This is a genomic window from Coleofasciculus sp. LEGE 07092, assembly GCF_015207375.1.
Lineage (GTDB): Bacteria > Cyanobacteriota > Cyanobacteriia > Cyanobacteriales > Coleofasciculaceae > LEGE-07092.
The window spans coordinates 23,247-34,212 of record NZ_JADEWY010000075.1 but is presented as its reverse complement, the minus strand read 5'-3'; the positions used below and the strand labels follow the sequence as shown (position 1 = coordinate 34,212).

Sequence of the window (10,966 nt, the reverse complement as noted above, 5' to 3'; positions counted from 1 at the left end):
TTCGGCAAGCTCAGGGTAAGACCTGTCGAAGGGTCACGGCGAAGCCTTTGGGACGAGCAACAAGCTAGGTAAAGCTTCTGAGGAATCTCCCGGTTTTAGCTCTTAGCGCAACCGGGAGAGGTTTCAAAAAAATCCTATTGAGCTATATAGCGGTTCTCATTTACATGAGGTACAGTCCCATTCCCTACTCCCCACTCCCTACTCCCTGTTAGATTTAACACAGTTGAGCATCCGCAAAGTAGCAGCGGCTGAATAGTTCCGTTGAGCTTGAGAATCGGGATAAAAGGCATTGCCTGTTTCGTTACGAGGAGAAGCTACTCGGCAGTAGCCAGACATTTGATCGATTAGAGAAGCAGCCCAATGACCCTGAGTATCAGAAAACTGTAGGGCTGACTGATTGGGAGTTAGCTGAGGTTGTCCACCTTGGAGAGTCATCGCAAATTCTGCTGCCCGTCGCTGTACTGCCATCAATTCGGCACGAGTCACTGGCTGAGTAGGTCGAAATCTACCATCGGTATAGCCGCTGACAATATTGTTGTCTCGCGCCCATTGAATTTTCCCTGCACTCCATCGGGATGCTTCAACATCGGGATAGGGTTGTCTGCTGACTTGAGTAGGCAGAGTGAAATTGGCTCCCGGCAGCTTTTGCAAAGCTTCCAAAACCATTGAAACCAATTGCTCTCGGGTTAAGGATACTTGGGGTCTGAAGGTATTGTCTTCTTTAAATCCAGCAATAAATCCCAATGCTACGGCTTGCTCGATTTCACGGGCGTAGATATCGTTGGCGATATCTCGGAATGTACCTATACCTGTACCCGTACCCGTACCTGTACCCGTACCCGTACCTGTGCCCGTACCTGTACCCGTACCTGTACCCGTACCTGTGCCCGTGCCTGTGCCTGTACCTGTACCCGTACCCGTGCTGCCTAACGGCTGGTTAGTAGCAAGATAGACATGACCGAGTGGTTTTCCTTGATAACTTCTTCTCGCAAACTCCCAATCCGGTTCTAGAAAGATCTTCAAAAAACCATCTCCCAAACCTCTGGTTCTGCCAACAACAACTTCCGGAGCTTGGCGATTTCTTGAATTAGTTCCAACCAGCACTAGCTCGCCATTGCGTTTAACAATTCTGAGTAGATAATCTAGCCCCAAATCTTCACCCGCCATGCGGATAGAATAGCCGTTGCTATCAGTTTTGCGATCGCAAATATTCCTAAAGTCAAAGTTCAATAGCAGTGGATCTACCACGACAGGGCTGCTGCCGCTTTCACTCCAACACGGTCGTGCATTGGTTTTTTGTTCGATAAGCAGCAGTTGATAAGAGCTTTCGCCAAAGGGAGACGTGACGGCAATAAAGTCGTCTTGCTTAACGGGTAGTTGCTCGAAGTCGGCAGCTTTAGCTGGATTCCCAGCCGTCATGGTTGATAAAGCCACCGTTGCAAGTGCTGCCACTTTTCCTACAAATGAACGTTTCATCCTGTTGTCCAATTTAAAAATCGAAATAGTGTTGCTTGGGATATGAAGATTGTCTCCCCAAAGTATTTGATGAATTCGAGTGCTAAATGTTTCCTTACAAAGTCGGTGTTACTCTTGGCGCTAGTAGCGTCTCTTCTTGCCAGAATCTCTCAATAACTGGGGTAAACATCAAGACCCTGTGAAGCTGGTAAAACTATCACAAGCTTCTAGGTTATTTCCGTAACACCTACACATGATTAGGAAAACGTCTCGATACTTAGAGGATACTGTGATGCGATTTAACTTTATCGGCGGGAGTGCCGCCTTGGGAATCGTAACTCTACTGATCTTTGGAATACTGCAATGGTTACATATCAGTGCGGGTCATTTCCTAGATTGGGTGATTGGTGTTGCCAGTTTCTGGTGGCTGTTGGTGGTTGTGACAGTTCCTTGGAATATCCACTTTGAAGCCAAGGCAGTTTTAGCGGATGCGGCGCAGTCTACTGAAAAAGGGATAGAGGTTGACGCCAAGCAAGTCAATTATGCCCAAGTCATCGCTAGGCGATCGCTTCTGGTTGCAATTGCCTTGCACCTGTTTTCCACCATTGGACTGTACACCTTAGCCGCTACGGGTATTAGTGCCGTAGGCTATATCAGTTCCGGTGCGGCATTGCTGTTAACTGCCCTGCGTCCTGCCGTGCGGCTCTATGAGTATTTGGCAGTACGGTTAGCTGCGATTCGGCAAGAGTTTAAGTATCCGCGCCAGGATATTCAAGAACTGTGTACTCGCGTTAACATTTTGGAAACTAACATCAAACAGGTACAAGAACAACTCGATCCTCAAGAACCTTACTCCTGGGTTACCACTCAGCAGCGTTACTGGGAAGAAACTCGCAAAGATTTAGCCCGTTTAGGGGCATCGTTTGAACAACTGCAAGCCACCAATGAAGCCGAACACCAGCGTCTAGCACGGGAAGCCCAACAAGCAATCGCTCAGTTAACCGTCGATAGTCAATTCCTCGATCATGTTCGGGAAATTATCCGATTTTTCAAAGCGGCGTGAGGTAGGAAGCTACATTCTTTCCCTCAAGTGTCACATTAGGGATTTTAGGGAGTGGGGATTCATCTGAATCCCCTTATACTTTCCGTGTCCTTCCTAGATGCGCTGAAATATACTATAAAGACTAATCGCGATCGCACCCGAGCTGCTCTTGCCGTCGCACCTTATTGACCCGTACCTGAGTATCATCACTCCCACTAGCAACAAGAATCTTGTCCCTGAGGACGTTCAAATCAATAGTGTTGATAGGTCGATTTTTCGAGCCACCAACGTCTATGCCACTTAATAATCCCTCTCCACGCTTGCCCTCTGTCGTTAGGGGCCAAAGCTTCATCCGCCCGTCATCTCCAGCACTGGCTAGATAACACCCGCCGTTGCTCAGGGCTACCGAGCGCACGGGCTGACCGCCATGACCGTTAGACCATTGGTCAAGAACCTCACAGGATTCGTTCTCAACCAGACAGGTTTTCATATTCCATAAGGTGATATAGCCTTGATTGTCAGAGGTTGCTAAAAGATACGGTTTTAATTGGGCAACATCAACGCTGAGAATATAGTCATCCTGACCGCCTTTCCGGTAAGGCACTGGCAGGAGTGAGTTTTCAGGTAAATTCCACAGCACCAATTGGTTGAACCGTCCTGCAATTGCCAGGTTGTTGCTATCTTGTCCCACAAATTGGAGTGCGTAGACGGCAAAATCCATTTCTCGACCGCGAATCGGTTGCTTAGTTCTGCTCAACTCAGCTAAGGGTTCGTCTAAATCTCGCTGGACATCCCATTGCACGACTAAACCGCTACCATGACCGCTGAAGAGGTAGCGCGAATCGTCTGTAAACTCCAAAGCCAAAACTCGGTCATCTTTTTGATAGAAAAAAGAATCGATTGTTAAGGGAGTTTCACCCAACAAATTTAACAATCGAATTTCCCCATTTTCTAAGCCCGCCGCCACCACATTATTGTTGACAGGTGTGTACCGGATGACCCGCACAGCTTTACCTGTATTAGCAATTTTGTCAATTTGTTGGTTAGCAAAGGGATTAAAAAAGCCATCAACTCTCCACTTAATCAGAGTCTGGTCACTAGAGCCACTGACCACATTCTGACTCATGCCGTTGAATTGTACAGAATTGACTGCTGCGTGGTGTCCAAACCAGGGATTGTCAGGATTCAGCCACGATAACCACCAAGCCAGGTATAAAAGCAACAGTCCTCCCCCAAGGAGTAGCCAGGTAGGAATGATGGGGTAAACATCCAATTTTAGGGTTTGATCGGTGGGGTTGGTACTGCCCAAACGCTCATCTGATAAATCGGCTACGGCTTCTAAAAAAAGTTGTCTAACTCTACCCAACCAGTGCCGTCGGGCTTTTACGACCACTTGTGCCTGACCCATCTGACCCGGACTGATTTCTGCTGGCTCAGAGGGTAGTTCTACAATGCACTGTTGTTGATCGTCACCTTGAATTGTGAGCTGAACCTGCTGCTGTAAATTGCTGCGATTCTCGAATTTAAGGTCATAGACGACAGGGGGATTGCGCCAGTTAGGTAACCAGGTTCGCTTGGATGGAATCTTGTGTTTTTTGGGGTTGCAGGTAAACTCCACTACCCCCTTGGGTAGAATTTCCAGCGTCCCTTCCACCCAGGAGGTTGGACCGTTGCTGTGGGTTGCTTCAATTTTAAATGGGTAAACTTGGCTGGAGGCTTCAGTGATACTTGGCAATTGGCAGATAAACGTTTCTGAAATATGTCCTCCTGGAGCCAATTGCAACTGGCGTTCAATTCCCTCGACCAACCACTCCGGCTCTAATCCCAGGAGTCGGAGGACAACATTGGTGAGGAGTTGACCTGGATTATAGAGGCGTACAGGAATCTTGACTAAATCGTCGGGATAGTCTTGGAACTCCCGAACAGGCAACTCTAACTGTAGAGGTACTGCACCCGTTCCTTGCTCTAAATTTAAACGCAGGACTTCTCGATCTTCATCTGGGAGTTCCATTGAGAAGGTGCGTACTGTGAGATTCATCAATCCCACAAATCCAGGTACTGGCGTATCTAAAATCGCGACGTGAAATTTGGTGACATCGCCGGGGGGTTTTTTGGTACTTACTTCTGGAGAGATGTTGTACCAACCAGGGGGTTGATTGGAGTCGGCACCTGCGGCAGTCACTTCGAGTTGAAAGGTAGCAAAGCGATCGCTTTCGTTAACAACAGTGACTTCAAAGGATGCTGGTAGTCCTCCTGGCTTAAATTTGAGTTGTTTGGGAGAAACCGTTGTACTGATCAGATTATCTGCCATTGAAAAATAGGAGCTGGGGGTTAGGAGTTAGAACCTGGAGAGACGTTTTTATTCTATGTTTATGCTTAGGTCGGCTTACTCGATTCTGCCAAGCGTTTCCGAATTGCTTCTGCCTTTTGTTGCAACGCTTTAAAATAGGCTATCTTATTACTTTTTCCTGGAGTATAAACCTTAGTGGCTTCACTTTTGAGGCTAAGTTGTTCGAGTTGTTGGTTAAAACTTTGCTTGCGAACATAGATGGCGTTAGCCATCTGTTGGAAGACTCGCGCTAACTGTCCTAACTCGTCACCATTTCGAGCAATTCTACTCAGAGCTTCCATATCTGGCTCTGTAGTCTGATCTGCACTGATTTCATCATTGCTAATTTTGCGAGCTAGTCTCGCCATGGGTCGAATCGGCTGAATAACAGCTCGCTTTAGCAAGAAATTAATTAATAAAATGACTAAGGCAAACGTGACGATGAAAATGCTAATTGCTACGGTCGATAACTGATGAGCAATATCAAAAACGTCTTGAGAGGGGATATAAACGGTTTGAGCACCCAGTACTTTATCCAGGGGCCAGTTAAACCCATTTTCCGAGCCGTAGCTGGCTAGCAGGCTTTTTGGCGCGGCTTCTAGTGTACTGTGACAACGCAGGCAGGTTCTGTCTGTAATGACGATTGGTCGAGCATTAAAGAATAACTCTTTGTCTAAATCACTTCTAAATCCAGTGATAGAGTCGAGATTCGGATCACTGCGAAAACGCTCGACTAGTTTGGCTTCAAACTCATCTGCCTTATCTTTTGGATTTGTCGGATTGAGTACCGCATCTTTGTAACGGTAATCTCTATAGTTCGGTTGCTGGCGAATCGCTTCAAAAATCTCTCGGGCTGAATACGTTGGGATAACTTGGGGGATAAACTCAGTTTCTGTTTCTAATTTTTGCGCTAATAGAGGAGAAATTTCTTTGCTAGTATAGGTTCTTACTGAACTCATTAATTCCATCAGCATTTGTGCTCTATAAGTCACATCCGCTTCAGCTCTCTGTTGCGTAACTTGTGACAAAGCAACACCACTGATGATAATAGCGCATACAAAAAGTCCAGATAAAATTAGAGTGAATTTGGGTGCAAGCTTGAGATTTTTCATAGTTAATCAATGCTTAATAATGGCTAATCATTTATTGCTAGATTAGCCATTGGCAGTTAAATCAATTTGTCAAACAATTTATCTCGCCGCGAGGTCTTCGCCTGTTTCTCTTTCGGAGGTGTTGGTGGTGGAGTAGAGGTGTCAACGGCACGCTGCCACTGAGTGAGTTGTCGCCTTCGCCAAGCGAAATGCAAAATGTTGATACCCATTTCTTGGGCGGTGCGAATGGTTTCTCGAGGGAGAGAGAGATTTTCATCCAATCCCCAAGCCGTTGACAAGTTACCAATTGCGATAATAATTCCGCCTCCAGTTAGGATTTGAATGCGTTGTTGGTCGATTTGAGGCAGCGCAGCAAACAGGAAAGGCTGAGTCCGTAGTGGGTGGTTTTGATCCAATTGATCGAGTAATTCCAATGGAGTTCCCAAAGCACTCGCCAAATCTTGGAATCCATGAGTGACCTGGCTGATATTTTGGGTCAAATCAGTTTTGACTGCCTGAAGTTCAAGCTGGAGTTCCTGCCGATGTTGCTGGAGTTCTGGGTCTTCGGTTGTCTGTGCGATCGCCTTTTCTAGCTCTTGCTGGACTTTACCCAGTTCATCGAGGGGCGTACCTTGGGTAGAAGCTTCCACCAACAAAACACCACCTGAGAGCAAATATTGCCGCAAAACTTCAACTTCCGAGTCACCTAAAGATTGGAACTGGTAGTCAGTTAAGAATAGGAGGTCGAAGTCTAACAGTTTCCCCAATTCTTCGGAGTTTAACCTTAGCTGTCCTATTTCATCAGATCCTTGCAAGGGGGGATAAAGACCCACAACAGAGCGGAGGAGGTAGGAAAGATTGGCAAAAATGCGACTCTGTTGAGATTCCCTAGGGGCGCTCCCCATCAATCCAAGCGCTTGAGGTGATAAGGCAGATTTGCCATACATGGCAACTTGTACGAGTGCCTGAGGTCGTGCTTGAGCTTGCAGACGATGGCGCAAGTCTAGATTATTGTAACTAGGATAAAAGACATCCCGTGGAGTCTCTAACTGAACTTTTCCAGATTTGAGTAAAATTCGGCACACCTCTACATCACCGTCACCGGGTGGGTCGATTCGTTCGTCAATCCGAAACGTTTCTGTCACTCGTTCACTGGTTCTGCGAGTGCGCAATTCATCAGGGTCTCTAAATCTAACCACCAAATATATCATTAGGGATTCGCCTGACCTTACTTCAGACGAAATCCGATAAGACATCGGTTCTGGCACGACAATAAAATTGCCGTACAAATCAATTGCAATTCCTGATTCAATTTCTACCCAACGCTCATCTCGGTATTTTGCCAAGACTTCGGCTGGGGCTGCCGCGATGCGCACACCCAAACCACAGACAATTCCAGGCTGATGGAGAGATTGGTAGTAGGCGTTGTGATACTGTCGATGATATTGGTGAGCGAGCTGCCATCGTTGGGCATCGATCAGCAAACCATCAGTTACTTGAAGGCGTTCAAATGGTTTGATAGAAGGTGGGGGCCAGGGTTTCATCATACACAATTCAAAATTCAAAATAATAACTGATTATTTATCCTAGAGTTTGTGGATAAAAACGCAATTCATAATAGCGCTCCAATATAAAGTTCATAGGTACAAAAAGCTGGTTTTTCTTGTTGAATAATTTGGTGAACTAAAACTTCGTCAATCTGACTACGGTCATCAGGGCGCAGGGTGACAATAAAATGATAGGGTTGTCCACCACCGATCCGCGAGTCTCGGTTGAGACGGGTATTTCCCATAACAAAACCCTGACCAAAAACTTCCTGGATACTGATGTGTTTTTGGTGTTCTGGAAGAAGTTCGTCGAGGGGCAAATCGGTAAATAGATGCAAGTAAAAGCGCAAACCTCGACGAGTGCCGCGCCAGCGATAGATTTCCATCGCCTGACGAATCAGATAGCGCTGCCGATTCAGACTCAAGCTTGTTTGAAGAGTCCAACCGACCCAATGGGACAGAAAAGGCAGTAATGCCTCTGGTGTCATCAAAGGGTCTAGGTAAGCCCACATAGCGTCCATTGCCTGGACAGTGGGTTCAAAGGTCTGCTCAAAAATTTTGAGCAAGCGACTGATAAAGTCTACCTCCCGATAGAGTTCGGGCAAAAAATTCACATAGAGGCTGCGGGGACGGACGTAGAGGTTAAAGGTCGCCGACTCGATTTGCTGCCCTCCCATTTGCGGTTGGGAGTAGTGGACGTAAATTTGACCGCGATAATCTAGCCGATGGGACTGACTCGACTGCCAATCGTCATTGGACTCGAAAAAATCTGCCATTAGGTAAAAGCGAACGACAGCCTCCATCCGCCCTCTAGGAGGAAGTTCGCGTCCTTCCATTCCGAGACGATACCACTGGCTGGGAAAGTCTCCCTTAATTTGAATATCCAAGTGCAGGGTTTGGTTTCCCTGGTTTTCAAGCTGAACGAGAATTTCAGCGGGTTCTCCAGGGTAAAGGGTCAGATAGCATCCCCTGCTGTCAGTCGCCGTCGATGCTAGCCTCGCCAGAGCGGATTGGGGTTCGCTAGTCCTGCCGATTTCCTGAGGGGCTACCTCTGGCAACTGCATGGCTGTCAGTTGCAGGCGTAAGGGTAGGATGTCACGAGCTTGGGTCATTTAAAAGTTAAGGTTTAAAATTCAAAATTAGAACCCGGTTTTCACAGCAAGTTGATGACATGACCAGAACGTAATCGACTGTTATGCCACGAACAGATGAGTCCTAAAGGACCGGGGTCAATGACAGGTTCTCGGGGCAGGTTCCGCGTCCAAGTTTGTCCCTGATACCGCAGTTCAAATAACTGCACTGTCCCCAAATACCGTACACCAACAACGCTTTGTAATAGGGTGACTATATCTGACGAATAAACAGGTCGTCCGAAGGGCCAGCCATTTCTATCTGGACCGCCGGTGAGGGGATTGAGGAAACGGTAGAGGGCACTTTGCAGTTTAACAAGAATGTCCTGTTGCGCACGGGGGTTGTTGTACGCTGGGTCTAAAGCGACCTCGGTCTGAACAGCTACGCCAACGTATTCAGGTTGGTTGCAAAGCACTTCGACTCCCAGTAACCGTCGTTCGTCTAGGTAGGTTAGAACTCGGTCGGTGAGTTGAGGAGTGAGAGCTAGCCCATCGGGATCGATACCTTCACCCTGTTCAATTCCGTCGGTATTCGTTTGGGGAACTAAAAGTAGCCGCACTCGACCAGCTTGTTCCTTTCTGATCGGAGGCAAGCATAGGACGCGGGCTATACCTCCTCCGGCGGCTTGTAGGGTTAGGTATTCAAAGTCTTCGGGGGTAACAGCGCGATCGCGAGTACGCAGTAGTTGTGGTACTCGAATAGCCGCTTCTTCTAGAGATTCAGCATCGGCTCCGTTACGGGCGGGGATGTGGTTGATGACATTTGCCACATAGGGAACGGCTGATTTTAAAATCCGAAGGGTTCCGCTCTGGACGTTGCCTTGTCGTCCGCCGCCGATCCGGTAAGAAACCATTTGCAGGGTGGCTCCTCTGGGTGGTACGGCTCCATATTGGCGCTCCTTTGATTGCACAGCGGCTGCATCGAGTCGCTCTAACATACCGCTCCTACCATTAGACAGACTGACCATCTCTGTGGAGAGTCCTTGGGAGTAGCTGCGCCATCGCGTTTGCTCACTCAGTTGAGTAGGTTCTCTGAGCAGGGGACCAAACTGAACGGTGCCGGTAATGGCATCGATGGTGTAATGCAGGTCTTCGGGACCAGAATCAGCAAAATCATTGACTTCTTGCCAGATTTGTGGAAGTCCTCCAGGGGGGGTAATCAAAAGGTGTTCGTCTTCCCGCCGAGGTAAAATTCCTGTCCCTTGTAACTCAAAGGTTTGACCCGGTGTACCGTCACTCTGTCCCAGAATTTCATTCCGAATCGTGGTGCATTGGGTGACTTCTACAGTACCGCCAATGGAACGGGCATCCAGACCGACGAATCGGGGTGAACGAATGTAACCGGGTTGGTTGAGTTGGGTATGAATGTAGGTACAGCGCAGCCAACGTCCCTGATAGGTGAGGAATTGAGTCACGGGCCAGCGCAGGGGTAAATGTAAGACTATATCTGCGCCTTGCAAGGGATCGCCGCCTTGACGGACGAGTTCGCTAAAACTGAATCCCTTGGTGCCGTCGTCTGTTTCTTGCAGGAGAATGGGTTCCCAAGACAGACCATTCCAAGCTTCCCAGCGACGAGGTGGAATTTCGGGATTGATACCGGTAGAGGTTGCGGCTTCTCCTTTCAATGAGATGGCAATGACGTTGCCTTCAACGGGTTGCTCAAGGTCAAATACCACATAAAAGCAGTTACCGGGTTCGGGTTGCTCGTTAAAGCAGGGGATTTCTAAGCCTTCCCACTCGCCAGTGGGTTGCTGCGTCCAAGTGCCAACAAAGCGATCGCGCAGAACTTGAGGTTGTTCGTCTGCCGTTTCAGCCGTTAGGAAATGTCGGATACTGGGTTGAGCAATAACCAAGGGGCGATCGGTGCTGAAAATAATAGCATCTTCGCTTTCGGTGCGGATTGTCGCCACTTCCGTACCCGCAGGAATGGTGTAAGCTTCTGGGAGAGTCGCGCTGAGGTAGAACGTCTGTTGAGTTTGAGCGGGTGTGGGGGCTTGTAGGCGAATTCCCAGCAATTCTAGAAAGGTAACGTAGTTGCGGCGCGGCACCTGATTGAACCGCAGCAACATTTGATCGGTTAGCCAAGCAAAGAGTTCAATTAGGGTAATGCCTGGATCGCTGGGGTTGTAGTTCGTCCACTCTGGACAGTAGCGGGGAATGCGCAAAATACATTCTTCCACTAACTCTTGAAACGTGCGATCGTCCAGATTAGATTTGGGTAGCTTGGGTAAGAAATCAAATTCCATAGGGATTAGTTGTCATTTATCCTTTGTCCTTTGTCCTTTGTCATTTATTCTTTAGTGAAAAGCTAATGGCTAATGTGGCAGCGGATTTGATAACAGATGTAACAAATGTTTGACTAATGACGAATG

The 10,966-nt window shown here is 47.8% G+C and carries 7 protein-coding genes; 1 reads left to right on the top strand and 6 read right to left on the bottom strand.

Going from position 1 to position 10,966, the window contains the following annotated elements:
* Positions 1 to 198 precede the first annotated feature (198 nt).
* Positions 199 to 1,476: a DUF3747 domain-containing protein gene (locus tag IQ257_RS17995; protein ID WP_193874919.1), complete on the bottom strand. Its 1,278-nt coding sequence runs from the start codon at positions 1,474 to 1,476 to the stop codon at positions 199 to 201.
* A 271-nt stretch (positions 1,477 to 1,747) separates the two neighbouring features.
* Between IQ257_RS17995 and IQ257_RS17990 the strand changes: the two genes are divergently transcribed.
* Positions 1,748 to 2,518 (top strand): hypothetical protein, encoded by a 771-nt coding sequence (locus IQ257_RS17990; RefSeq protein ID WP_193874921.1) that lies wholly within the window; start codon positions 1,748 to 1,750, stop codon positions 2,516 to 2,518.
* A gap of 121 nt (positions 2,519 to 2,639) precedes the next feature.
* On the opposite strand, the gene IQ257_RS17985 is transcribed toward IQ257_RS17990, so the two are convergent.
* From IQ257_RS17985 to IQ257_RS17965, 5 genes are all read right to left on the bottom strand, one after another.
* Positions 2,640 to 4,808 carry a hypothetical protein gene (locus IQ257_RS17985; protein WP_193874923.1) on the bottom strand — a complete coding sequence of 723 codons (2,169 nt, stop codon included), beginning with the start codon at positions 4,806 to 4,808 and terminating at the stop codon, positions 2,640 to 2,642.
* A gap of 65 nt (positions 4,809 to 4,873) precedes the next feature.
* The gene (locus IQ257_RS17980; protein WP_193874925.1) at positions 4,874 to 5,938 is read right to left on the bottom strand and encodes a c-type heme family protein; all 1,065 of its coding nucleotides are present in this window, start codon (positions 5,936 to 5,938) and stop codon (positions 4,874 to 4,876) included.
* Between the two features lie 56 nt (positions 5,939 to 5,994).
* On the bottom strand, positions 5,995 to 7,464 hold the full coding sequence (locus IQ257_RS17975; protein ID WP_193874927.1) for a DUF4159 domain-containing protein: 1,470 nt from the start codon (positions 7,462 to 7,464) through the stop codon (positions 5,995 to 5,997).
* Between the two features lie 65 nt (positions 7,465 to 7,529).
* On the bottom strand, positions 7,530 to 8,576 hold the full coding sequence (locus tag IQ257_RS17970) for a phage tail protein (RefSeq protein WP_193874929.1): 1,047 nt from the start codon (positions 8,574 to 8,576) through the stop codon (positions 7,530 to 7,532).
* Positions 8,577 to 8,617: 41 nt separating this feature from the next.
* The gene (locus IQ257_RS17965) at positions 8,618 to 10,840 is read right to left on the bottom strand and encodes a putative baseplate assembly protein (protein ID WP_193874932.1); all 2,223 of its coding nucleotides are present in this window, start codon (positions 10,838 to 10,840) and stop codon (positions 8,618 to 8,620) included.
* Between the last annotated feature and the right edge of the window lie 126 nt (positions 10,841 to 10,966).